Consider the following 22,514-nt stretch of genomic DNA (forward strand, 5'->3'; position numbering starts at 1 on the left):
TGACTGCCGCACCGACTGGAGACAACTGAATGAAGAATCCGATCAAGAATTTTGTTTTCGCTTTGCTGTTGGCGTCGTTGCTGACGCAGACGGCGCAGGCGGAAACGGATGCACCGCTGCAACTGGAACAGGCGGTGGCGCACGCGCTGGCTAGCAATCCCGGGCTGGCGGCAAGGCAGTCGCGCGCCGAAGCGCTGGCAGCCGTACCCGAACAAGTGTCCACGCTGCCCGACCCAACGCTGTCGCTGAACGCGCTCAGCTTCCCGACCGACACATTCTCCGTATCGCAAGAGGCGATGACTCAGAAGCAGATCGGCATCGGCCTGACACTGCCCTTCCCCGGCAAGCTGGGACTGCGCGAACAGGTAGCCGACAGCGAAGCACAGGCAGCCGGACAGGATGTGCTCGAACAAAGCCAACTGCTGGAGCGCAACGTGCGCAGCGCTTGGTGGAACCTGTTCTATATCGATCGCGCACTGGACATCGTGCTGCACAATCAAGCATGGCTGCGCCAGCTGAATAGCATCGCGGAGACCCGCTACAGCACCGGACTCGGCATGCAGTCCGATGTGCTGCTGGCACAAGTGGAACTATCAAAATTGCTGGAGATGGAACTCAGCCTGCGCGAATCGCGACGCAACATGGCGGCGCGCATGAATGCCCTGCTGGGACGCAAAGGTGTCACCGAGATCACACTACCGGCGCAAGCATCCGAAGACCTGCCACCGGTCGCCGACGACAGCCAGTTGATCGAACTGGCACAGTCAACGCGCCCGCTGCTCGCCACCCGGCGCAAGTTGCTAGAAGCGGCACAAGCACGCACCCACCTGGCAGAGAAGGACTATTACCCCGATTTTAAATTGGGCTTGGCTTACGGATTCCGTAGCGGCAACAACCCGAACGGCAGCGCCCGCGCCGATCTGGCAAGCGTCACGCTCGGCATCAGCCTGCCGCTGTTCGCCGGTAGCCGACAGGGACAGGCAGTTGCCCAACGTCAGGCCGAGTGGCAACAGCAGGATTACGAATTGCAGGACAGCATATTGCAGGTCACAGCACAGATAGAACAGGCGCTGGCGGCATACCAGTCCGCCCGCGAACAGGCCGCGCTATTCAAGGGCGGCCTCATCCCACAGTCACAACAGACCGTGTCCGCCATGCGCGCCGCGTATCAGGTGAACAAGGTGGATTTTCTCAATCTGGTACGCGCACAAATCACGCTCTACAACTACGAAACCCAATACTGGAAGACTATTAGCAATGGCTGGCAGGCGCTGGCAAACCTGCAGGCGGCGGTAGGTGCGCCGCTACCTGCACCCAAGGAGAACACGCATGAACAATAAGACGATACTCGCCATTGCCATCGGCAGCGCACTACTGATTGGCGCAGGCAGCGGTTACTTGCTGGCTGGTTCGCCGCCGCAGAGCAGCGAAACAGCAGCTACTGTGACCGAAAGCAAACCCCTGTTCTACCGCAACCCAATGAATCCGGCGATCACTTCACCGGTGCCGGCGCAAGATGAGATGGGCATGGACTACATCCCAGTGTATGCCGAAGGTCAGGAGTCCAAGGAACGCAAAGCACTTTTCTATCGTAATCCGATGAATCCTGAGATCACCTCGCCGGTGCCGGCTCAGGATGAGATGGGTATGGACTACATCCCGGTGTATGCCGACGCGGAAACCGCAGCACTGCCCGGCACAGTCAAGATAGATCCCGTCATCGTGCAGGACATCGGAGTGCGCACAATTGCCGCAAAACGCAGCACACTGGCACGCGATATCCGCACCAGCGGTCGTGTCACGGTAGATGAGGGGCGCCTGTTGCGCCTGCATCCGAAATACGAAGGCTGGGTGGAAAAACTGTTCGTGAGCAACACCGGCGATGCCGTACGCAAGGGGGACATGCTGCTCGCCATCTACTCGCCGCAACTGGTGGCCAGCGAGGAGGAGTATTTGCTCGCGCTTAACAATGCGGAAATGCTCAAAGACAGCACGTTCGCCGATGTGCGCGAAGGAGCGCAACGCATGCTCACTGCGTCGGAACAGCGTCTGCGCCTACTCGACCTTCCTGAACACCAGATCGCGCAACTGAAGGAAAAGCGCGAGATATTCAAAGCGGTGCACATCCATGCACCGCAGGGCGGCATCGTGATGAACATCGGAGCGCGCGAGGGCGAACGCATCATGCCGTCGACCGAGCTGTACATGATCGCCGACCTGTCGCGTGTGTGGGTGATGGTAGATCTGTACGAGGATGACATGCCTTGGGCACGCGAGGGTGACCGGGCCAGCCTGCAAGTCGCGGGGCTTCCCGGGCGTACCTTCAGCGGCAAGCTGACCCGTATCTATCCCTACCTCGACGCCAAGACACGCACGGTCAAGGCGCGTCTTGAGTTCAACAATCCAGGGCTGCTTCTGAAACCGGACATGTTCGGCCAGGTCAGCGTACAGACTGATCGCCGCGTCGATGCAATCTCCGTGCCGAGCGAGGCCATCGTGCGCACTGGCGCGCAGGAACAGGTGTTCGTGCAGCGCGCGCCGGGTCAGTTTGAACCAAGAATGGTCACGCTCGGCGTGGCTGCCAACGGCCAGACCCAGATCGTGAGCGGGCTGGACGAGGGCGAGCTGGTGGTGACTTCGGCGCAATTCATGATCGATTCCGAATCAAAACTGAAGGAAGCGACGGCCAAAATGCTAGAGCTGTTGCAGCAACCGGCAGCATCGCTTGAACACGATATGTCGCAACCTGACACGGGAGCACCGCAATGATCCGCACTCTGATCGACATCTCGATCAAGAACCGCTTCATGGTATTGATCGCCACGCTGCTGCTTTCCTTCGCCGGCTGGCAGGCGATGAAGGCCACGCCGCTGGATGCGCTGCCCGATCTATCCGACGTGCAAGTCATCATCTTCACCGGTTTTCCGGGACAGGCGCCGCAGGTGGTGGAAGACCAGGTGACGTATCCACTCACCACGGCGATGTTGTCGGTGCCCAAGACCAAGGTGGTGCGCGGCTACTCCTTCTTCGGCTTCTCCATGGTGTATGTGATCTTCGAGGACAACACCGACATGTACTGGGCGCGCACCCGCGTGCTGGAATACCTCAACTATGCCGCCGACCGACTGCCAGCCAGCGTATCGCCCAAGCTGGGGCCGGACGCCACCGGCGTGGGCTGGGTTTATGAATATGCACTGGTAGACAAAACAGGACAGCACGATCTGGCGCAACTGCGTTCATTGCAGGACTGGTATCTGCGCTATCCGCTGCAAACCGTGGCCGGCGTGGCTGAGGTTGCCTCCATCGGCGGCTACGTCAAGCAGTATCAGGTCGAAGTCAAACCGGAAGCCCTGCTCGCCTACAACATCCCATTGGCAAAAGTGCGGCAGGCGATCCAGCGCAGCAACAACGATGTCGGCGGTCGCTTGGTGGAAATGGGCGAGACCGAGTACATGGTGCGCGCGACCGGCTATCTCAAAAGCCTGCACGATTTAGAAGTCATTCCGGTCGGTGTGGATGCGAACGGCACGCCGATCTACCTCAAGCAATTGGCAAACATTCAGCTCGGCCCCGAGTTGCGGCGCGGGCTGACCGAGCTGAACGGTGAGGGGGAAGTGGCGGGTGGCGTGGTGGTGATGCGATACGGTGAGAATGCGCTGGCCACCATTGAGCGGGTGCGCAAGAAGTTAGACAGCCTGAAAGCCGGACTGCCTGCCGGCGTGGAGATCGTGCCCGTCTACGACCGGGGCGATCTGATTGAACGCGCGGTGGAAAACCTGCAGCACAAGCTGATCGAGGAATCCATCGTGGTCGCGCTGATCTGCCTGCTGTTCCTGATGCACGCGCGTAGCGCGCTGGTCGCCATCATCAGCCTGCCGGTCGGCATCCTCATCGCGTTCATGATCATGCGATGGCAGGGGCTGTCCGCCAACATCATGTCGCTGGGCGGCATCGCCATCGCCATCGGCGCGATGATAGACGGTGCCATCGTGATGATTGAGAACGCGCACAAGCATCTGGAACATCTCGCTGAAAAATCCAGCCTGCACGCAAGATGGGAGGCCATCGCCACGGCCTCGAAAGAGGTCGGCCCGGCGCTGTTCTTTTCGCTGTTGATCATTACTGTCTCTTTCCTGCCGGTGTTCACCCTGCAAGCGCAGGAAGGTCGCCTGTTCTCGCCACTGGCCTTCACCAAGACCTACTCCATGGCCGCGGCCGCGTTGCTGGCGGTCACGCTGGTGCCGGTGCTGATGGGCTTGCTGATACGAGGCAAGATACCGAGCGAGGAGCACAACCGGATCAATGTCTGGCTGAAAAAATTGCACGGGCCGCTGTTGCAACTCGCACTGGCGCGGCGCAAGTTGACCCTGCTGATCGCCTTTTTGCTGCTACTGGCGACGGCATACCCGGTGCTGAAGATCGGCTCCGAGTTCATGCCGCCACTGGATGAAGGCGATGTGTTGTACATGCCGACCACCTATCCCGGCATCTCCATCACCAAGGCAAAAGAGCTGCTGCAACAGACCGACAAGATTCTGAAGACCTTTCCCGAGGTCGACAGCGTATTCGGCAAAGTCGGCCGCTCAAACTCCGCCACCGATCCGGCACCGCTGGCCATGATCGAGACCACCGTCCGCCTGAAACCGCGCGAGGAATGGCCTAATCCGGACAAGACCACCAAGGAATTGATGGGCGAGATGGATACTGCGATCGAGTTCCCCGGCCTCGCCAACGCGTGGACATATCCGATCAAGACCCGCATCGACATGCTCTCCACCGGCATCAAGACGCCGATTGGGATCAAGGTCTCCGGCCCCGACCTGAATGTGCTGGAAAAAGTCGCGGGCGACATCGAGAAGACTCTGAAGAATCTGCCTGAGACCTTATCTGCCTTTGCCGACAAAGCGGCCGGCGGTTATTACCTCGATTTCGACATCAAGCGCGAGGAGGCAGCACGTTACGGTCTGACCGTGGGTGACGTACAGGACGTTGTGCAATCGGCAATCGGTGGCATGAACGTGACCGAGACGGTGGAAGGTCTGGAGCGTTATCCGGTCAACCTGCGCTACCCGCGCGAGTTGCGCGACAACATGGAAGCGTTACAACGCGTGCTGATCCCGACCCCGACGGGGACGCAGATCCCGCTGTCGCTGGTGGCCGAACTGAAGCTGCGGCGCGGCCCGCCTGCGGTAAAAACGGAGAACGCCACGCCCAACGCTTGGATCTATGTGGACATCAAGACCAGCGACATCGGCGGTTACGTGACTGCGGCCAAGCAAAAGGTGGCAGATACGGTCAAGATTCCGCCCGGCTATTCGCTGGTGTGGTCGGGTCAGTTCGAATACATGGAGCGGGCCGCCGCACGCCTGAAGGTCGTGGTGCCGCTGACCCTGCTGACCATCTTCCTGCTGCTGTATTTCAACTTCCGCAATTTGGTCGCGCCCGCAGTGGTCATGCTGTCTATCCCGTTCGCGTTGATTGGCGGCTATTGGCTGATCTGGCTACTCGACTACAACATGTCGATCACCGTCGCGGTCGGCTTCATCGCGCTGGCCGGGGTCTCGGCCGAGATCGGCGTGCTGGTGCTGACCTTCATCGACCAGGCCGTCGCCCGCCGCCGCGCGGAAAAAACAGGCGCGCTGGATGCGGCCGACATCACGGCGGCGGTGCTGGACGGCACCACCCAGCGCGTGCGACCCATCGCCATGACCGCTACCGCCGTCATCGCCGGCCTGATTCCCATAATGTGGGGCAGCGGCACCGGCTCGGATGTGATGCAACGTATCGCCGCGCCGATGATAGGCGGCATGGTCACCGCCACCGTACTTTCGTTGCTGGTGCTGCCGGTGATCTACGGCTGGGTGCTACAGCTGCAGGAGCGGCGTGCGCGGGCATCGATCCCATTTAGAGGAGGAACAGAAAATGGAAATTGAATCTGGATTCTGCAATGTGACAGCGATCATCCGCGGCGATGCACTGGAGAAGGTGGAGCGGCGTCTGCAGGAGATCGGTGTGAACGGCATCAGCGTGATGCGCGTTAAGGGATATGGCGAGTACGCCAACTTTTACAGCCCGGAGGGGCTGACCTCGCACGTGCGGCTGGATATCTACACGGCCGCAAAATGTTGCGATGACATCGCACAAGCCATCATGGATGCCGCGTCTTCCGGCGTGCCGGGCGACGGCATCATCGCTGTGCATCCGGTCGTCAAGGTCTACCGGATCCGTCAGCGCAAGATGATCGGGGCGGATGAACTTTAGCACGTGGATGCAGGTGTAGCCGGTGATTTACGGCTGGGTGTTGCTGCTGCAGAAGTGGCGTGCCTAAGCATCAGTGGAACTGACAGGATTGAAGCCCATTCAGAGGAGATGCGCAACATGGAAAAACAATCCAAATTTTGCAACGTTACTGCGATTTTCCGCAGCGATGCGCTGGCACAAGTGGAACAGCGCCTGCAGGAGATCGGGGTGCGCAGCAGTAGCGTGTTGCGGGTAAACAGTTATGGAGAATTTGCCGACTTCTGCAGCCCGGATTTGCTGGCGCACCACCTGCGGATTGAGATATTCACCACGTTCCGGAAGAGCGATGCGATTGCGCAGGCCATCATGGATACGGCGCATTCCGGCCTGGCTGGAGACGGGATCGTGGCCGTGCTGCCGGCATGCAAGGTTTACTGGATACGCCGGCGTACGGAGGTGGGGCCGGACGAGTTGTAGGGACCGGTTGGGCATCGCGTTAACTTGAGGAGGTCATCATGGAAGGATTATTTTCATTACTGCTGTTCGCGGGGTTGTTTTTTCTGATGATGCGTTTCGGCTGCGGTTCTCACATGGCCCACGGCGGGCATGGTCACCGGCATGGCGGGCGCGATTCGGCGGGTGGCGGAGTCACCTATACCTGCCCGATGCACCCGGGTGTGCGCCAGCCATCGCCCGGCACCTGTCCGAAATGCGGCATGAAGCTGGAACCTGAAACCAATAAGGAAGGAGAGCAATCATGAGACAGGGAATTTCTTTGACTGCAGTGGGCCACGCGACCAGCCTGTTTCTGGCGATCACATTCGCGCTGTGCGTGGCGTTCGACCTGGCTTTCCCCGAGCATGCGATGTACGAGGCATGGCGCAAATTGCTGCCGGGATTCGAGTGGATCAGCTGGTCCAGCTTCGGCCTTGGGTTGATCGAGAGCTACGGCTACGGTTGGTACATCGCACTGATTTGGGTGCCGCTGTACAACGTCTTCCTGTGCGGCCCGGACCGGCGCGGTTGCGGAAAATGCGGTAGCAGGCACGAAGCGGAGTAACCGGGAAAGGAATGGCATGAAATACGTCTGGTTGATCTGGTCCGGTGCGTTTCTGGTTCCTTGGGTGGTGCTGTATTTCATCAAGCCCGGATTCCGGCAGAAGATGCTGCGCGTCAGCCTGTGGACCAGCCTGCTCGGCATCAGCGAACCGATTTTCGTGCCGGCCTACTGGAATCCGCCTACCTTGTTTGATCTCGCGCAGCGCACCGGATTCGACATCGAAAGCCTGATCTTCTGTTTCGCCATCGGCGGCATCGGCGCGGTCACCTACAACGCGCTTACCGGCGGCAGGATGGCAGAGGTGCCGCACGCGGAGCGTCACGAGGGCCGCCACCGATGGCATCGTCTCGCCATTGCTGCCCCGTTCATGGCGTTTCCCCCGCTGTATTTCCTGCCGTGGAACCCGATTTATCCAGGTATTGCCGCGTTGGTGCTGGGCGGCATCGCCAACGTACTGTGCCGGCCGGATTTGCTGCGCAACACCCTGATCGGCGGCGTGTTGTTCTTGGCGATTTATACGATCTTCATGCTGCTGCTGGTCGTTTTCTCGCCGGGTTATATCGAACAGGTATGGAACCTGCCCGCTATTTCTGGCGTATTGATCGCCGGCATTCCGCTGGAAGAACTCGCCTTCGGTTTTTCCTTCGGCCTGTACTGGGCGGGCATCTATGAACATTTCACCTGGCATCGCAGCCAGATTAACCAAGGAGCGTAATCATGCACCACAAGAAAGTTTCCCGGATCAGCTGGCTGCATATCGGCATGATGATCTTGTATCTCAGCGCAACCCCAGCGTTCGCCGCAACGGCCATCACCGTGCACAAGAGCCCGACCTGCGGCTGCTGTGAGAAGTACGTGGACTACCTGCGCGACAACGGCTTCAAGGTCGAGGCGCGTGACGAGCAGGACATGAGCGCCGTCAAGAAACGGCATGGCGTGGCGCATGCCGCGAGTTGCCACACCGGGCTGATCGACGGGTATGTAGTCGAGGGGCACGTGCCGGTCGCCGCCATCCGCAAACTGCTGCAGGAAAGGCCGGCCATCATCGGCATCAGCGCGCCCGGCATGCCGATGAATTCGCCGGGCATGGGCGAGATGCATAAAGGCACGCTGACCATCTATGCGATACCCAAGGAAGACCGGGAACCGTACGTCTACTCGGTTGAATAGTAACCCGCTTGCACGAACGATGATTTCAAACATAACTTGAAGAATGGAGAACACAAATGAAGCAGAAACAGACAGGTGAAGCGATGGTCGCAGTGATGGTCATCGTTCTGGTAGTGATGTGGTTGTCGAACGGTCGCATGGGCATGATGGGGCATGGTCACGGCCATGCAGATCTATCGGAAACTGTACCGCCTCCTCAAACAGTTTCCACACCAGAACCAACTTTCGGTGAGTTGGCTCAGCCCAAACGTTGAACGTTATAGACGAGGGGAATCGATCATGATCGAAGTGATTCCGAACTGGCATCCGCTGTTTGTGCACTTCCCGATCGCGCTGGTCACGCTTTCGGCCGCGTTCCATGTGGTCGCCATTCTGCTTCGCAACCAGCTGCGCTTTGCGTCCCACTGTGCCGTGCTCGCGCATGCCACGCTGTGGCTGGCTGCGTTTGCGGCCTTGCCGACCGCACTGATGGGCTGGTTGGCATCCAACTCGGTTGACCATGACGAGGCGGGGCATGCCGCGATGCTGCTGCACCGCACATGGGCTGGCGTGACGGTACTGACCCTGTCCCTGCTGGCCGGCTGGGATGCCTGGCGGCACAAAGTGAATGCCTTGCCCACTTGGCCGGTTGCAGGCGCCGTGATTCTGGCATGGGTGCTGGTTGCCAGCACTGCATGGCACGGAGCTGAACTGGTTTATCGGCACGGGCTGGGGGTGATTGCCGTTCCTGCGCAGGTCGAAAGCGGTGGGCATGAACACGGGCATGAAGAAGAGCCGCACGCGCATTGAACGCGCGCTGCATAGCCGGATCCCCTTCACATAAGTTCAGGAGGTCAAATCATGGATAAGCTGAGTCTCATACGCACTGGAAGCACGCTGGATGTTTGCCTATTCCCGGATGGAATGAGAGGTTTTGTGAATGCATGGACTCACGGACTGGATCTGCCCCTGATCAGAAGCAGCAAGCCATGGACGTTTGCGGAACTTACCTATGAACAATTCGGGGCGGCCTTGACGGGATTCCTGAGCAGTGTAGTGTTTGCTTGGTGTTACAACATGGTTGGCCATTGTCCGGCTTGCAGCGACAAACCTTTAGTTTCGCAACGTAAGTTCGACTGAAAGGAGATGTCCATGACACCCCACCCAACTGGAGTAACCCGCTCGAAAGCTGTCGAAAACAAAGACCCGGTGTGCGGCATGGCAGTGACCACCGACAGCCGCTACCGCCATGTCCACGACGGACGAACCTATCTGTTTTGCAGCGAAAGTTGCTTGGCCAAGTTTCAGGCGTCACCGGCCACCTATGTTGGCAAACTGGGTGCACCACCGTCCATAGCGCACAGCGGCGTAATCTACACCTGTCCGATGCATCCCGAAATACGGCAATCATCGCCAGGCTCATGTCCCAAGTGCGGCATGGCGCTTGAGGAAGCATTGGCGGGCGCTGTGGCAACCGGGTTCGCCGGACCGCTTCAATACGGAACGGGAGCAGGTGCGGTAATGCTCGCTATCTATTTCGGGGTCGTCGGCCTGATTTCCGGGATGGCCTTTGCACTCGAACAATTCGAGAAATACTGGTATTTCATCGTGCTGCTTGCGCTGGGCTTCGGTATCCAAGTCGGCCTTTTCACGCACCTTAAGCGCCTCGTCGGGCGGCACGGTGCTTCAGGCAAGGTGGTCGCCGTATCAGGCACGACCTCAACGGCTGCGATGGTTTCCTGTTGCGCCCATTACCTGGTCAACGTTCTGCCCGTTCTGGGCGTCACCGGCTTTCTCGTTGTAGTTGCAGAGTACCAGGTCGAGCTGTTCTGGGTCGGTCTGGCATTCAATGCTGCCGGCATTACGTACATCCTGTCCAAGGTTGTCAACGCGTCAAAGGAGAGTGAGAAATGCTGAATAATCAATTAAGCAGGCTGGTCCTTGCGGCAACGATTGTTTTCCCCTTTGCGAATTCCTGCTACGCAGCCGAAGCATGGTTTTCTCCGCAATCAAACAATGAGCGCGGCATCAAGGTGACCGTCGCGCCGCAGGCCATCGTGGCTGCAACATGGGATTTTGAGGTAACCCTAGAATCCCATACCCAGTCATTGAACGACGACCTGTCCAAGGCTACCGTGCTCATTGCGGATGGGAGGCAATACCTGCCGCTGGGCTGGGAAGGCGCGGTGCCAGGGGGCCATCACCGCAAGGGCTTGCTGCGTTTCAAGGCCATAGTTCCGAAGCCAAGAGCGGTGGAGTTGCAAATACGTCTGGCAGGTGATTCCTCACCGAGGAGCTTCGCATGGCAATCGAAGTGAGGAGTCGAGGTTGCGCGACATATCCAACCCACTGCTGCCTTGCCCTTCCGAAGTTCAACCAAACTTGAGGAGGACGAATCATGAATACACACTATTTCAAAATATCGCTGCACGCAATTATGAGCGCCATTGCAGCTCTGTTCCTTACCGGCGCGTTTGCGGCCGATGTTCCCACGCATAAAGTCGTGGACGGCGTTGCGATCTATCTTGGAGTGCTGCCGTCCGAGATGGTTTTGGGGCATCCCCACTCTCAAGCTGAAGCAGGCATGCATGGCGGCGTACCGGCCGGTAAACATCAGTATCACGTGCTGGTCGCACTCTTCGATACTGCAAGCGGCCAACGCATCGCCAACGCACAGGTTAAGGCCAGGGTATCCGAGCTCGCTCTGTCCGGCGCCGAGAAAAATCTTGAACCCATGCACATCGCTGACTCTATCACCTACGGAAACTACTTCAGGATGCCCGGCTCCGGCATCTACCGCATTCGGGTGCAGGTGCGCCAGCCAGGCGAGCGCGACATCGAGGCCGAATTCGAGTTCCAACACGGCCGCAACTGAAGGAGAGCATGATGGAACACAACGAACATGCTGGTCACGATTCACATCCCGCCCCACGTGGATACAACTGGGTTCTCATTGCCTTTCTGGCGATTGCCGCGTTTTTCCTATTTGCCGAACACCGCGCTCACCTGCTTGGCGCACTGCCGTACCTGCTTCTGCTCGCCTGCCTGCTGATGCATCTGTTCCACCATGGGCATGGCAGTCACGGCAGTCATGGCGAACATGGCGAACATGGCGAAAGGAGCGAAAAATGAACACCGCAGAAAACGCTTATGGTCTGTGGACACTGGTCATCATCAACTCGCTGGTGTTTATTATTTTTGCCTTCAGTTTCGCCAAACCGCAAAGCAGGCGCGACTGGCGCACATTCGGCATGTACTCAGCCTTCATCGTGGCGCTGTTCACTGAAATGTATGGCTACCCGCTGACGATCTACTTCTTCTCTGGCTGGTTAACAGAGAAGTTTCCCGATGTGAATTGGCTGTCGCATGATGCCGGACATTTACTGGAGATGATATTCGGCTGGCGCGCCAATCCTCATTTCGGGCCGTTCCATATTCTTAGCATGATCTTCATCGTCGGGGGATTCTGGCTGCTGGCCTCCGCCTGGCCCGTGCTTTACCAAGCGGTGCAGCGCAACGAACTGGCAACCTCCGGGCCCTATGCGCGCATTCGCCATCCTCAATATGCGGCCTTCGTGCTGGTGATGTTCGGTTTCCTGCTGCAATGGGCGACGATCATTACGCTGCTGATGTTCCCTATTCTGGTCTGGGTTTATGTACGCCTTGCCTATGCTGAGGAGCGGGAAGCGGCAACCCGCTTTGGAGAGCAGTGGCGGGAGTACGCGGCCCGCACGCCCAGATTCGTTCCACGACGTTCAATCCTGAAAAACGGTAAAGCGAAATGACCCCGGACGGCCACAAATGCGACTGGGGGATCTGGGCGCTCCCCTTCCTCATTTCCCAGGGCGCATTGTATGCGGCCTTTCCCGAACAGCGGCGCGACATGCTGCAGAGCAGGATGCTGGGCGTTTGGGCATATTGGCCTGGAGTGTATGAGCATCTTGCATGGCATCGCAGTACTTGAACTGCGAATTGGATTTCATACGACGAATTGTTTACTTTACAGGAGGGCATCATGAATAAAACTGTCGAAGACCCGGTTTGCCACATGTCGGTTTCCGAAACATCCTTTGCCACCGAATACGCAGGCATCCGCTACGCGTTCTGTTCGGCACAGTGCAAAGAGCGGTTTTTGGAAAATCCCCATTTGTACGTTGGTTCGCCGGGCCGCAAGGCGGCAGCTCAGCAGGGCAAACAAATCATCAAGCAACGCCGCATGGTGTTGTCGGCACCGCTGGATAACGGGCAGACGGATATAGTTAAGCGCGCGTTGCGTGAAATGATGGGAATAATCGATATCTGTATCGAGGGCAAGGAAATAGATATCCGCTACGACTTGATGCAAGTCACTGCCGGGCAGATCGCAGACAGACTAGCCTCGGTCGGGAGCGAACTCGGCAGCGGTTGGATGGAAAGGCTCAAGCTGGCATTCATTAACTATCAGGAAGAATGCGAAATCGGCAACCTCGAAGTGGATAGCGGCAAGCGCTGTCACTAGTTCGCCACATCAACTGTCCTTGGAGGGTATGCATCATGAAAAGCCATTCATTAATTTCTTCTGTCTTTCCGGATTCTGTCCGCGAGACACGCCGGGCCACCGGTAATGCGAAGCCATACTGTGAAAGAAGTTATAGCGGCTCCGGATCGCCCCCCCGCGAAAAGGTGGTGGATGAGCACGCGGCGGGGTGTGCCTCCGAAGGTAAGGCAGTCAATTCATGAATGTCCACGTGATGATCACCCGCCACGAATCCATCACGAGCTTGGCCCTGCCGCTAGCAGCGGTGTTCGTGGTGTCTTTGGGCTACGGGGTAGTATTGCCGGTGTTGCCGTTCATACTGGAGCGCGCGCTCGGCGATGCGGCACGCGCAGCAATTTCCTGGCATACCGGCCTGCTGATGGGCGTGTACATGCTGGCGCTGTTTCTGTTCGCACCGTTATGGGGGCGAATCTCGGATCGCGCTGGCCGGCGCACGGTGATCCTGCTCGGACTCGCCGGTTTCAGCGCAGCGTTGTTGTGGTTCGCGGTAGCGCACGATCTGGTGTTTGTCTACGGTGCCCGTGTGCTCGCCGGTGTATTCGCGGCGGCGGTGGTTCCGGTGGTATTCGCCTGGGTAAGCGATGTGGGAACACCACGCAAACGTGCGCAGGCGTTCGCATGGCTGAGTGCGGCAAGTGCACTCGGTTTCCTGTTTGGCCCGGCGCTAAGCGGCTGGCTTGCATCTGCCGAGTTCGGCGATCAGGATATCTCCACGGCGTTGCCGTTCTACGCGGCTGCGATCCTGAGTGGCGCGGTTTGGTTTGTGGCCTACCGGTACCTCCCGGAGCGCGCCTCGCGGCATACCGAAAATGAATCAGAAGCCGGGGCACCGCCCCTGATATGGCTGCTGGCATTGTCGATGCTGGTGATGCTAGGGCTAGGGGGCTACGAGGTGAGTCTGGCGTTGCAAGGTCAGCAGGTGCTGAATTTGCAGCCGCGTGAGATGGGCTGGATGTTCGCCGAATGCAGCCTAGTCATGATCCTGGTGCAGGTCTTCGTGCTCGCACCGCTGCTTCAACGCGTTGGCAGTTCCCTGCTGGCCCCGGCTTTTCTTGTAATGGCAATTGGTGTTGCATTATTGCCGTTTGCCGCGAATTACCCTGCCATGCTCCTTGGCGTTGGATTGGTCGCGGCAGCCGCCGGTATGCTGATCCCGGCGCTCGTCTATCTGGTATCGCTGGCCGCAGGCTCCGCGCCGGGTGCTGCCATCGGCAAACAGACTGCCGCCGCGAACCTAGGCCAAGCCGTGGGGTCGGCCGCCGTCGGCTGGCTGTTCGCTGTGTCTATCGAAATTCCGTTCTGGGTGATCGCCGGTCTGCTCATGCTAGGCGCAGTTGCTGCACTCCATGTGTCGAAGTCCCTGAAACGTATTGGCATTACCGGATACGGTCTTAAATCGGAGAAGGCGGAATGAATACAGAAGTAGATATTATGGAACGGGCGAATGCGGCCTTCGCCGAAGCTCTGGATATTCGCGAGCATGAGACCGGCGACCACTCAAGGCGGGTGGCATGCCATACCCTAGTGCTGGCACGCCGTTTTACCGCAGATCCCGACAGATTGAGGCAGATTTACTGGGGGGCGTTACTACACGACGTCGGCAAGATCGGGATAGCGGATGCAATCTTGTTGAAGCAGGGTACGCTTGATGAAAACGAATGGCAGGAAATGCGAACGCATCCGGAAAAAGGATACCGCATCGTGGCGCAAATCCCGGGCATGGAAGAAGCTGCCGGAATCGTTTTAAGCCACGAAGAGCGCTACGACGGCAGTGGATATCCGCGCGCCCTCAAGGGTGAGCAGATTGCCCTGGGAGCGAGGTTGTTTGCCGTAATCGACACGCTGGACGCGATGACTTCGGATCGACCTTATCGCAAGGCATTACCGTTCGACGATGCCCGCGCAGAAATCGTCAGCATGAGCGGCGCGCAATTCGATCCCGCGGCAGTCCGAGCGTTTTTGGATGAAGAGACAACACTGCGCGAAATGGTGGCAACAAAATGCAGGCAGGCGAACGATTCCGATATTTTTGAAGGAACAAAGCACGTGATTCACTCACATGAAAGGGATAAACCATGAACGTTAACACCGACCCGGTTTGCGGCATGAAAGTGACCGATTCTGCACCGCATCGCCTAGAGCATCTGGGGCGGCACTATCGTTTTTGCTCGCAGCACTGTCTGGATAAATTTAAGGCATCTCCGTCCAAATATATTGACGCACGCCCGGTATCGTCCCCCGACGCTGCCGGAGCGGTCTACACCTGCCCGATGCATCCCGAGGTTCGGCAAAACGCACCAGGCAATTGCCCTAAGTGCGGCATGACGCTGGAACCCGTTACGCCGACTGCCGCTCCCGCAGGCGCCACCGAATATACGTGCCCCATGCATCCCGAAGTGGTGCGCAATGCACCGGGTAGTTGCCCGATCTGCGGCATGGCTTTGGAACCACGCAATGCAGTCTCTGAAGACAATACAGAACTCAACGACATGACACGGCGCTTCAAGCTGAGCGCGGTACTGGCCTTACCGGTATTTTTCGTGGCGATGGTCTCCGATTTGGCCCCGCAACTCGTGCCGGCGTCCGTTTCGGCAAACACCTTGCAATGGTTCGAATTTGCTCTGGCGACACCGGTGGTGCTGTGGGGCGGCTGGCCAGTATTCAAGCGCGGATATGAATCGGTGGTCAACCGCAGTCTCAACATGTTCACCCTGATTACGCTCGGCGTCGGCGTAGCATGGGGCTACAGCGTCGTTGCCATGTTGCTGCCCGGCATCTTCCCGCCAGCCATGCGCAGCATGATGGATACGGTGCCGGTGTATTTCGAGGCGGCGGCCGTGATCATGGCGCTGGTGCTGCTGGGACAGGTGATGGAATTGCGTGCGCGCAGCCAGACCAGCGCCGCGATCAAACTGCTGCTGGGGCTGGCCCCGAAGACTGCACGAATCGTTCGCGACAACGGCGACGAGGAGGACATCCCGCTGGAACAGGTGCAGCCTAACGATGTACTGCGCGTGCGCCCCGGCGAGAAGGTGCCGGTGGACGGCGTTGTGCTGGATGGAACAAGCGCGCTGGACGAATCCATGGTCACAGGCGAATCCATCCCGGTGGAAAAAACGGCTGGCGCGCGACTGATCGGCGCCACAGTGAACGGAACGGGAAGTTTATTGATGCGCGCCGAACGCGTCGGTGCCGACACCTTGCTCGCGCAGATCGTGCATATGGTGAGCGAGGCGCAGCGTTCACGCGCGCCGATCCAACGTCTGGCCGACGTGACGGCCGGCTATTTCGTGCCGACGGTGGTGCTGATCGCGCTCGCCACGCTGGCGGTGTGGGGGCTGTTCGGGCCGGAGCCGCGCCTGACGCATGCCGTCGTCAATGCGGTGGCGGTTCTCATCATTGCCTGCCCCTGCGCGCTGGGGCTGGCCACGCCAATGTCCATCATGGTTGGCACCGGGCGTGGCGCGACACTCGGCGTGCTGATCAAGAACGCCGAGGCGCTGGAAACCATGGAGAAGGTGAACACGCTGGTGGTGGATAAAACCGGCACATTGACCGAGGGCAAGCCGAAACTGGTGTCTATCATTCCGCTGAATGGGTTCGAGGAAGGCGTCGTGCTGTGGCTGGGTGCTAGCCTGGAACGCGCGAGCGAACACCCGCTGGCGGCGGCCATCGTCAATGGCGCGCAGGAAAGGGGCATCTTGCTCACAGCAGTGAATGAATTCCGTTCGTTCACCGGCATGGGCGTGACGGGGACGGTTGAAGGCAGCGCGGTCGCGCTGGGCAACCTTAAATTGTTCGCGGAATTGCACATTGATGCAGGCGAATTAGTCGCCCGTGCCGAGGCATTGCGCAGCGACGGCCAGACCGTGATGCTGTTGGCAATCGACGGCAAGGCCGCAGGATTAATCGGCGTGGCCGACCCGGTCAAGGAGTCTACAGCGGAAGCTATTCGCGCCCTGCATGAAGAAGGCGTGCAGGTCATCATGCTCACCGGCGATAACCGCGTCACGGCGGAAGCAGTAGCGAAAAAACTGGGCATTGACCGCATCGAGGCGGAAGTGCTGCCGGAACAGAAGGCAGACATCGTCAAGCAGCTGCAGGCCGAGGGGCGCATCGTGGCGATGGCGGGCGATGGCATCAATGATGCACCGGCTCTTGCGCAGGCACAGGTTGGCATTGCCATGGGCACTGGCACTGACGTGGCGATGGAAAGTGCTGGCATTACCCTGATTAAAGGCGATCTACGCGGCATCGTGCGCGCGCTGCGCCTCTCGCGCGCGACAATGAAGAACATCCGCCAAAACTTGTTCTTCGCTTTTATCTACAACGTACTCGGCATCCCGGTCGCGGCTGGTGTGCTGTACCCGTTCTTTGGTTTGCTGCTGTCACCCATTATCGCTGCAGCGGCTATGAGCTTCAGTTCGGTGTCGGTGATACTTAATGCACTCAGGTTGAATCGGGTGAAGATATGACCTTTGCTGAGATACGCAATGGCTGATTGCTGTAACGACAAGGCATGCGATATAGACGCACTACATAAACATCAAAGTTCAAGATTAATGATCGTGCTGGCTATCAATGCCGTTTTGTCCGTCATCGAACTTACGGAGGGACTGATTGGACACTCCACTTTGCTGGTGGCCGACTCGCTGGATATGCTGGGCGATTCATACTATTTGCGGCTGGTGCGTTATCGGCAAATGTATGAGGGTTTTATGTGTCAGCGTAATCCTGAGCTACAGTGGAGCCATAAGACCGCCCATCAGCTTCATGTTGACCGTCTGCTATTGGGAAGCGCGAGTGTCTCAAATGGGTTAGCAAGCGACGGTCGATCACCATCAAGCACTTAGTTTTGAACGTCCGCTGTCAGGAGTGAAGCGGACAGCCCCTCAGAACATTCAAACAGCCTTCTCAGCATTTCCCCACCGTCTCTTATGGCCGAATTGCCGCCAATACTGACCTTAAGTCTTTGCAGCCTATGGGCTACAATGTAAATGCAGTATTCATAGAGTGCTACTTAAAACACCGTGAACAATCCTAGGAGGATTAATTGTGGCCAATCTTACTTCAATGTTGAAGGATGAGATCTCGCGAATTTCTCGCAAAGAAATGCGTGGAGAGACTGACAAACTCAGGAAGACATCCACTCAATACCGCTCAGAAATCGCGTCACTGAAGCGGCGTGCATCATCTCTTGAGCTGCAAGTTGGCCGATTGGAAAAGCTCGTTTCAAAATTGGCTGGTGAAGCGCCCTCCTCCGAGCCTGCGAGCAAACCGCGTTTTACAGCGAAGGGATTCAAGTCCCATCGAAATCGTTTGGGTTTGAGCGCAGAAGCAGCCGGCTCCCTTCTTGGAGTGTCCGCACAGACCATCTACAGTTGGGAGGCTGGTAAGTCGAATCCGCGAGCTTCACAAATGGAAAGGGTCGTAGCTTTAAGGGCGCTGGGGAAGCGAGCGGCCGCTGAACTGCTTAACCGTTGAAGATGCTCTATGGGGGTATAGCCCCCATAGGGACTAACCAAAAACGCCCTTCCGAAAAATCGATATAACGTTCGTTCCGGCGAATTCCTTGTGCGCTTCAGTCATCTCGACAGAGCGCTTGATCAGATCTCCGAAAGAGCCAGGAATCTGCTCCCCCTCCAAAAGGCCGGCAATCTCGTCCTGGATGTGCTTGGGCGTTCGCCGGATGGCGTGAGCCATTCTTTCTGGACGCACCAGTCCGTCGATCATCTCTTCCGTGTTTTGTTGTTGCTCATCCATGGTGTCGCGCTCTGTAGTGTGATGCTTCGATTGTATTTCAGAACACAGCTTTGCAGACGCCTGTATATGCAGGGTATTGGGATGTATTGAACGGTTGCTTGTACTACCTGCTACTTTATCCGCGAAAAGTGCAATTCCTGATAATAAGGATTATCAGGAATGCGGGTTGCAGCGCCATCTGTTCACTACCATTCATCTTTTCTGATATTCTGCCAACTGGCTGGATTGAAGCCTGCTGCCCACCTTGGCATACCCGGACGGGACAATCATCACAAAATTAGCATTCGAGATTCCTTTCATGCGGGTCTCAGCAGTGGGCACTGAATTTCCGCGCTATTGATAGGAGTTTAACAATGCGTACACAAATCATCATTACTTCGGCATCCGTCGAAAAGCTCAAGCAAAAGGCACGAAAGCTCAAAAGGGAAAGCGGCATTTCTCACCATGAAGCTTTGGATCTCGTAGCCAAAGAGGTTCACTTCAATCACTGGCATCATGTTGCCGAATCAGCAACGGCATTCGAACCAACCGAACGGGCGTACTACTTCGGCGTGATCATTGCGATGGATGTTAAAGATGCGATGGACTTCCGTGATCCATCTGGCAGATTCGTTGAAGATTCATCTGCGTTCGCACTTTGCGCTGATGACATATACAGATATATCCGCGAAGCAGATGAAGACTCCGACATGCTTGCTACTGATCCTCACTACGAAGAGGACAGGCTGGAATGGATGGAAGAAGGGCTGATGAATTTTGTATTCTTCCGATACACGGCTTCAACCGTTCCTGGAAGCGTGGATGAAGTCGCGGGGATTGTTGACGAGTGCTCGTTCTGGCCTCCTGAATTCATCTGGTACAAAAACTCCTTCCAAGAGTGGTGAAAAACGACTCATGGCGATGATTAAGGTAAAGGCATCGGTTCGTTCAATATGATTCCGATTGCTTCACTATAAACGGGCATCATTAAAAGATGCCCGTTTTTCTTATGGCAGATCCTCGCAGCCGAAAGCAGTCGATCAGAATGCAAGGAAATGATGGCTGCTTTACGCAGGAATCCGAACTGCTTTATGCGTCACTGATAACCAATTCTTGCAACAGATTTAAGGGTCACAACAGGCAGGTCCCTGTATATCGAGGGCTTGTTCCCGTCCCGCTTGCGTGTCTCCGCAGCCTGCCTGACCCCGCTTTCCGGATCCTGAAGCGCCTTCTGCAACTGTTCTTCACTCAAATCGCCGCAACGTACTGCCACTTGCCTGATTCCCTCGTCATGGTGGGAAAGCATCATATCCAGGTGCGTAGGAAACATACATGCCACAGAAAGATTGAGCTTACCAGCCGCCCAATGAACTCCAGAATCGAAAGCATAATCCGGCAGCCGGGATTCAATCTCGCGTTGTGCTACGGACAGATTTGAGAGAACACGACCGGTCAGGAGTTGGCCATCTGAAATGCTTGCCGCTGTAACAGCGCAGAGATGGGGCGTATGGCTTTCCATGCGTTGTAGTTTCTCGAAAAGCATCTCTGCTGTCTCTTGGGCGGACAATAGTTGGTCGATGATGACTTTCAGGTTTTCTTTCTGAGACGGCATGGCTATCCCTTGAAGTTCAATTTACGTTAGAGGACTTGCTTGATAACGAGAGCAACGTTTATCCGTGCATCGCGCTAGTAACTCAAGGATGCGGGCTGTCATAATCGACGCGCGCACGCAGTTCTAGACCGGCCTTGAAGCGCGGGACGTATTTGCCGGGAACGGGAACTGAGACTCCGTTCTTGGGATTGCGTCCCATCCGCGGAGGGCGGTAGTTAAGGCAGAAACTGCCGAAACCGCGGATCTCAGTTCGCCCTCCCCTGGACATGGTGTCAGCCATGGCATCCAAGATAATGGTGACTGCCAGTTCTGAATCTTTGATGGTGAATTTCGGAAAACGATCAGCCAGTTTTTTTATAAGTTCAGAGCGCGTCATTTTATTGAACTGCCAGCTTAGGTTAGTTTGAGTGATACTGATACTTCACCACATGCCCCGAGGCGACTTTTTATACCTTCGGATCTGGGCACTCTTGGCCAATCCATTCATCGTACTGTTCCGGTGAAATCATGTCGACCTCTCCGGACTTTGCTCTCATCTTGTAAGTGAGGGAGTAAGACGAGGATAGACTTTCAAGAAGATTGACCATGTATCTTTTTCGTTCGGACTTTGACCATGCGCAGAATTGAGCCGCCCTGCTCCCAATCTTTTCTTCAAGCACGGGAGATTGTGGATCGAGTTGCAGCCACCTATCTTTTATCAATGGCGCGAGGCCTTCAAAGTCATCCTGCAGCGCATTTTCAATTACCCACTCAAGCGCGTACGTGATGGCCTGATGCTTTTTTCCAGAGTCTATGAAGGCAAGTGACGTTCGCAATATGCGATGTTGGGCTAACAATACTGGCCATAAAATCTTAACGCCGTATTGAACGCCCTGCTCTTCAAAATTCCTCGGTGGCTCGATAATCTCGCGCTGACGTTCAAATGCCTTTCTAACGTCATACGCAAGGCCAATAAAAAACCCTTCAACATCACGAATCAGCAGAGAACGCTCATTCACATCATGGATGACTTCATGCAACACCTTCAGCGTGCCATAGTCACCAATCAGCATGATTCCACCGTGATTCTTCAGCAGTCTGTAACTTAGCACTGGATTAACTCTCTTGAATTGGCGACAACAACGCAGCTCGCGTGTCTTCTATTCGCATTTACTTTCGTCATTCCAACTGCTAGTCATTCAGTGTCTGGATGTGATGCAGCCCAATCATGGGCGACTTGGACTACATCATCGATGTCGTATCCCATGTGTTCGCCAGAGACGAACATCTTCGCGGTCGCAGCCGCATACATCACGGCTTCTGAAATCATAAGAGCACCAGGCTCATTACCCTCGCGGATCAGGTCGCCCAACCGCTCACGCGCCTCCAATATCTCGCCAAAGTGCATGAGGCGGCTCAGATATGCTTGATGATTCTTAGCTTCCAATTCGTTCAATTGCCCCTTGGCTGCCAGCATGCCACGATTAATCGGCATGTCCGAAAAAGAGTATTGTTTTCCATTCATCTCAAGAATCGGACGCGCACTTGGATTTTCTACTGGCATGGTCATCCTTGCAGCAGCCTGATAGGTCTGAGATACAAACTTAAATATCTCGAAATCGACAGGCAGTAACATGCCATTGAGCCAGTTGTCATTTTGCGGCGACTTTTCTGGCGCGATTGTCTTGCGCGTATGCTCACCCATCAACTTTTTCCCTTATAGTGCGTCTTGCCAAGTTAGTCAGGGCCGCCAATACAAAAATGGAGAGGAGGCCCCTATATGAAACGTTACTCCTATTTTTTCCCGCCGTTCACTGCGGCTTTCAGAGTAGCACCAGCCTTGAACGCCGGAGCCTTGGAGGCCTTGATCTTCAACTCTGCGCCGGTAGCAGGATTGCGGCCGGTACGTGCTGCGCGCTTGCGAACTTCAAACGTGCCGAAGCCAACCAATGCAACGTTGTCGCCCTTCTTCAGTGCGCCGGTGATGATTTCGATCAGTGCTGCGATGTTGCGATCTGCATCCGCCTTGCTGCTGCCGGTCTTGTCTGCCAGTGCGTCAATCAATTCCTTACGGTTCATGTTTTACTCTCCTACGTGGTGGTTAATGAAACGGTACGCTGCAATTCTCAATGAATCATTTTGTCTGCATCGCCGCTCTTCAGCGATTCTGACACAGCCTTCGCATCCTCAAGCAT

At 56.7% G+C, this 22,514-nt stretch carries 29 protein-coding genes; 23 read left to right on the forward strand and 6 right to left on the reverse strand.

The annotated features are described in order from the left end of the window. Nucleotides 1-29 precede the first annotated feature (29 nt). The 22 genes from ACYCZ5_RS12360 (at nucleotide 30) to ACYCZ5_RS12465 (ending at nucleotide 18,470) form a co-directional block, all read left to right on the forward strand. A complete protein-coding gene (locus tag ACYCZ5_RS12360) occupies nucleotides 30-1,340 on the forward strand; it encodes a TolC family protein (protein WP_461545107.1) in 1,311 nt (436 codons plus the stop codon). Continuing rightward, complete coding sequence (locus tag ACYCZ5_RS12365) at nucleotides 1,330-2,769, forward strand: efflux RND transporter periplasmic adaptor subunit (RefSeq protein ID WP_461545108.1); 1,440 nt, start codon at nucleotides 1,330-1,332, stop codon at nucleotides 2,767-2,769. The genes ACYCZ5_RS12360 and ACYCZ5_RS12365 overlap by 11 nt, the downstream gene beginning before the upstream one ends. Further along, nucleotides 2,766-5,933: an efflux RND transporter permease subunit gene (locus ACYCZ5_RS12370; protein WP_461545109.1), complete on the forward strand. Its 3,168-nt coding sequence runs from the start codon at nucleotides 2,766-2,768 to the stop codon at nucleotides 5,931-5,933. Before ACYCZ5_RS12365 ends, ACYCZ5_RS12370 begins: the two co-directional genes overlap by 4 nt. Continuing rightward, nucleotides 5,923-6,261, forward strand: coding sequence for a P-II family nitrogen regulator (locus tag ACYCZ5_RS12375; protein ID WP_461545110.1), 339 nt, complete (start codon nucleotides 5,923-5,925; stop codon nucleotides 6,259-6,261). The genes ACYCZ5_RS12370 and ACYCZ5_RS12375 overlap by 11 nt, the downstream gene beginning before the upstream one ends. A 117-nt stretch (nucleotides 6,262-6,378) precedes the next feature. After that, nucleotides 6,379-6,717: a P-II family nitrogen regulator gene (locus ACYCZ5_RS12380; protein ID WP_461545111.1), complete on the forward strand. Its 339-nt coding sequence runs from the start codon at nucleotides 6,379-6,381 to the stop codon at nucleotides 6,715-6,717. A 38-nt stretch (nucleotides 6,718-6,755) separates the two neighbouring features. Further along, a complete protein-coding gene (locus ACYCZ5_RS12385) occupies nucleotides 6,756-7,001 on the forward strand; it encodes a heavy metal-binding domain-containing protein (protein WP_461545112.1) in 246 nt (81 codons plus the stop codon). Further along, the gene (locus tag ACYCZ5_RS12390; RefSeq protein ID WP_461545113.1) at nucleotides 6,998-7,300 is read left to right on the forward strand and encodes a DUF5676 family membrane protein; all 303 of its coding nucleotides are present in this window, start codon (nucleotides 6,998-7,000) and stop codon (nucleotides 7,298-7,300) included. The genes ACYCZ5_RS12385 and ACYCZ5_RS12390 overlap by 4 nt, the downstream gene beginning before the upstream one ends. A 16-nt stretch (nucleotides 7,301-7,316) precedes the next feature. Then, nucleotides 7,317-8,015 carry a lycopene cyclase domain-containing protein gene (locus tag ACYCZ5_RS12395; RefSeq protein ID WP_461545114.1) on the forward strand — a complete coding sequence of 233 codons (699 nt, stop codon included), beginning with the start codon at nucleotides 7,317-7,319 and terminating at the stop codon, nucleotides 8,013-8,015. A gap of 2 nt (nucleotides 8,016-8,017) precedes the next feature. Continuing rightward, complete coding sequence (locus ACYCZ5_RS12400; RefSeq protein ID WP_461545115.1) at nucleotides 8,018-8,470, forward strand: DUF411 domain-containing protein; 453 nt, start codon at nucleotides 8,018-8,020, stop codon at nucleotides 8,468-8,470. 56 nt (nucleotides 8,471-8,526) lie between these two features. After that, nucleotides 8,527-8,724 (forward strand): hypothetical protein, encoded by a 198-nt coding sequence (locus tag ACYCZ5_RS12405; RefSeq protein WP_461545116.1) that lies wholly within the window; start codon nucleotides 8,527-8,529, stop codon nucleotides 8,722-8,724. Between the two features lie 25 nt (nucleotides 8,725-8,749). Further along, nucleotides 8,750-9,259: a DUF2231 domain-containing protein gene (locus ACYCZ5_RS12410; RefSeq protein ID WP_461545117.1), complete on the forward strand. Its 510-nt coding sequence runs from the start codon at nucleotides 8,750-8,752 to the stop codon at nucleotides 9,257-9,259. A gap of 51 nt (nucleotides 9,260-9,310) precedes the next feature. Beyond that, complete coding sequence (locus ACYCZ5_RS12415; RefSeq protein WP_461545118.1) at nucleotides 9,311-9,589, forward strand: DUF5676 family membrane protein; 279 nt, start codon at nucleotides 9,311-9,313, stop codon at nucleotides 9,587-9,589. A 12-nt stretch (nucleotides 9,590-9,601) separates the two neighbouring features. Then, nucleotides 9,602-10,366, forward strand: a complete 765-nt coding sequence (locus tag ACYCZ5_RS12420; RefSeq protein ID WP_461545119.1) for a heavy metal-binding domain-containing protein — start codon at nucleotides 9,602-9,604, stop codon at nucleotides 10,364-10,366. Continuing rightward, nucleotides 10,360-10,767, forward strand: coding sequence for a hypothetical protein (locus ACYCZ5_RS12425; protein ID WP_461545120.1), 408 nt, complete (start codon nucleotides 10,360-10,362; stop codon nucleotides 10,765-10,767). Before ACYCZ5_RS12420 ends, ACYCZ5_RS12425 begins: the two co-directional genes overlap by 7 nt. Before the next feature lie 80 nt (nucleotides 10,768-10,847). After that, nucleotides 10,848-11,324: a hypothetical protein gene (locus ACYCZ5_RS12430; protein WP_461545121.1), complete on the forward strand. Its 477-nt coding sequence runs from the start codon at nucleotides 10,848-10,850 to the stop codon at nucleotides 11,322-11,324. 11 nt (nucleotides 11,325-11,335) lie between these two features. Further along, complete coding sequence (locus ACYCZ5_RS12435; RefSeq protein ID WP_461545122.1) at nucleotides 11,336-11,581, forward strand: DUF2933 domain-containing protein; 246 nt, start codon at nucleotides 11,336-11,338, stop codon at nucleotides 11,579-11,581. Then, nucleotides 11,578-12,234, forward strand: a complete 657-nt coding sequence (locus ACYCZ5_RS12440; protein ID WP_461545123.1) for a methyltransferase family protein — start codon at nucleotides 11,578-11,580, stop codon at nucleotides 12,232-12,234. Before ACYCZ5_RS12435 ends, ACYCZ5_RS12440 begins: the two co-directional genes overlap by 4 nt. Nucleotides 12,235-12,464: 230 nt before the next feature. Further along, a complete protein-coding gene (locus ACYCZ5_RS12445; RefSeq protein ID WP_461545124.1) occupies nucleotides 12,465-12,947 on the forward strand; it encodes a YHS domain-containing protein in 483 nt (160 codons plus the stop codon). 217 nt (nucleotides 12,948-13,164) lie between these two features. After that, nucleotides 13,165-14,400, forward strand: a complete 1,236-nt coding sequence (locus ACYCZ5_RS12450; RefSeq protein WP_461545125.1) for an MFS transporter — start codon at nucleotides 13,165-13,167, stop codon at nucleotides 14,398-14,400. Then, nucleotides 14,397-15,065 (forward strand): HD-GYP domain-containing protein, encoded by a 669-nt coding sequence (locus ACYCZ5_RS12455; RefSeq protein ID WP_461545126.1) that lies wholly within the window; start codon nucleotides 14,397-14,399, stop codon nucleotides 15,063-15,065. Before ACYCZ5_RS12450 ends, ACYCZ5_RS12455 begins: the two co-directional genes overlap by 4 nt. Next, nucleotides 15,062-17,461: a heavy metal translocating P-type ATPase gene (locus ACYCZ5_RS12460; protein ID WP_461545127.1), complete on the forward strand. Its 2,400-nt coding sequence runs from the start codon at nucleotides 15,062-15,064 to the stop codon at nucleotides 17,459-17,461. The genes ACYCZ5_RS12455 and ACYCZ5_RS12460 overlap by 4 nt, the downstream gene beginning before the upstream one ends. 580 nt (nucleotides 17,462-18,041) lie before the next feature. Next, entirely contained in the window at nucleotides 18,042-18,470 is a 429-nt protein-coding gene (locus tag ACYCZ5_RS12465) for a helix-turn-helix domain-containing protein (protein ID WP_461545128.1), read from the forward strand. A gap of 33 nt (nucleotides 18,471-18,503) precedes the next feature. On the opposite strand, the gene ACYCZ5_RS12470 is transcribed toward ACYCZ5_RS12465, so the two are convergent. Then, the gene (locus ACYCZ5_RS12470; protein WP_461545129.1) at nucleotides 18,504-18,749 is read right to left on the reverse strand and encodes a hypothetical protein; all 246 of its coding nucleotides are present in this window, start codon (nucleotides 18,747-18,749) and stop codon (nucleotides 18,504-18,506) included. 353 nt (nucleotides 18,750-19,102) lie between these two features. Here ACYCZ5_RS12470 and ACYCZ5_RS12475 point away from each other — a divergent pair, with 353 nt between their 5' ends. Then, nucleotides 19,103-19,633 (forward strand): hypothetical protein, encoded by a 531-nt coding sequence (locus ACYCZ5_RS12475; RefSeq protein WP_461545130.1) that lies wholly within the window; start codon nucleotides 19,103-19,105, stop codon nucleotides 19,631-19,633. Nucleotides 19,634-19,824: 191 nt separating this feature from the next. Here the strand turns inward: ACYCZ5_RS12475 and ACYCZ5_RS12480 are convergent, their stop codons facing one another. The 5 genes from ACYCZ5_RS12480 to ACYCZ5_RS12500 form a co-directional block, all read right to left on the reverse strand. Beyond that, nucleotides 19,825-20,340, reverse strand: a complete 516-nt coding sequence (locus ACYCZ5_RS12480; protein ID WP_461545131.1) for a hypothetical protein — start codon at nucleotides 20,338-20,340, stop codon at nucleotides 19,825-19,827. Nucleotides 20,341-20,422: 82 nt separating this feature from the next. Next, nucleotides 20,423-20,716, reverse strand: coding sequence for an integration host factor subunit beta (locus tag ACYCZ5_RS12485; protein ID WP_461545132.1), 294 nt, complete (start codon nucleotides 20,714-20,716; stop codon nucleotides 20,423-20,425). 70 nt (nucleotides 20,717-20,786) lie between these two features. Then, on the reverse strand, nucleotides 20,787-21,431 hold the full coding sequence (locus ACYCZ5_RS12490) for a DUF6904 family protein (protein WP_461545133.1): 645 nt from the start codon (nucleotides 21,429-21,431) through the stop codon (nucleotides 20,787-20,789). Nucleotides 21,432-21,514: 83 nt separating this feature from the next. Next, nucleotides 21,515-22,024, reverse strand: coding sequence for a hypothetical protein (locus tag ACYCZ5_RS12495; RefSeq protein WP_461545134.1), 510 nt, complete (start codon nucleotides 22,022-22,024; stop codon nucleotides 21,515-21,517). 89 nt (nucleotides 22,025-22,113) lie between these two features. Continuing rightward, nucleotides 22,114-22,398, reverse strand: coding sequence for an HU family DNA-binding protein (locus tag ACYCZ5_RS12500; RefSeq protein WP_461545135.1), 285 nt, complete (start codon nucleotides 22,396-22,398; stop codon nucleotides 22,114-22,116). Between the last annotated feature and the right edge of the window lie 116 nt (nucleotides 22,399-22,514).

It is taken from the genome of Sideroxydans sp., from assembly GCF_054604835.1.